This is a genomic window from Mycobacteroides sp. LB1, from assembly GCF_013449725.1.
Taxonomy (GTDB): domain Bacteria; phylum Actinomycetota; class Actinomycetes; order Mycobacteriales; family Mycobacteriaceae; genus Mycobacterium.
The window spans coordinates 1-1,176 of sequence record NZ_JACCFF010000012.1 but is presented as its reverse complement, the minus strand read 5'-3'; the positions used below and the strand labels follow the sequence as shown (position 1 = coordinate 1,176).

Here is a 1,176-nt window from a genome sequence, read left to right as displayed (position 1 = left end):
GTTCAGAGCGCAAAGGAGCAGCTCCATGGGTAATCCAGTCATTGTCGAAGCGACACGCAGCCCTATCGGCAAACGAGGTGGATGGCTCGCGGGGCTGCATCCTGCCGAGCTGCTGGGCAGCATCCAGAAGTCGGTGATCACCCGCGTAGGTCTTGATCCCCATGAGGTCGAGCAGGTCATCGGTGGCTGCGTGACACAGTTCGGCGAGCAGGGCGGACACATCACCCGGCAGGCATGGCTGCACGCCGGACTGCCCGAGGCGGCCGGCGCCACCACCATCGACTGCCAGTGCGGCAGCGCGCAGCAGGCCAACCACCTCATCGCGGGACTGATCTACTCGGGCGCGATCGACACCGGTATCGCCTGCGGTATCGAATCGATGAGCCGCGTTCCGCTGGGCGCCAACGTCGGCGGCACCGGCATCCCGCGCCCCGCCTCCTGGGATATCGATATGCCCAACCAGTTCGAAGCAGCAGAGCGGATCGCCAAGCGTCGCGGCATCACCCGCGCCGACGTCGATGGGCTCGGCGTGCGTTCGCAGGCGCTGGCCAAGCAGGCCTGGGCCGAAGGGCGCTACGACCGCGAGATCACCGCGCTGGACGCCCCGCAGGTGGACAAAGAAGGCAATCCCACCGGCGAGACGCTCACCGTCAGCCGCGACCAGGGCCTGCGCGAGACCACCCTGGAGTCACTTGCGGGCCTCAAACCCGTTATAGCGGAGGGCATTCACACCGCAGGCACGTCCTCGCAGATCTCCGACGGCGCCGCCGCGGTGCTGCTCATGGACGAAGACAAGGCTCGTGCGCTGGGCCTCACGCCGCGTGCACGCATCGTGTCGCAGGCTCTTGTGGGTGCCGAGCCCTACTACCACCTCGACGGCCCCGTGCAGTCGACGCAGCGTGTGCTGGACCGTGCGGGCATGAAGATCGGCGATATCGATGTCGTCGAGATCAACGAGGCATTCGCCTCGGTGGTGCTGTCCTGGGCGGCCGTACACAAGCCGGACTTCGATCGCGTCAACGTCAACGGCGGCGCCATCGCGCTGGGTCACCCGGTCGGCAGCACCGGTGCCCGACTGATCACCACGGCGTTGTACGAGCTCGAACGCACCGACAAGTCAACGGCTTTGATCACGATGTGCGCGGGCGGCGCGCTGTCCACCGGCACCATCATCGA

At 66.8% G+C, this 1,176-nt stretch carries 1 protein-coding gene; it reads left to right on the top strand.

Annotated features, from left to right (window positions below):
• Window positions 1-25 precede the first annotated feature (25 nt).
• Window positions 26-1,176, top strand: a 1,151-nt coding sequence (locus tag MLB1_RS23890; RefSeq protein WP_180752355.1) for a steroid 3-ketoacyl-CoA thiolase, incomplete at its 3' end; no start/stop codon positions are given.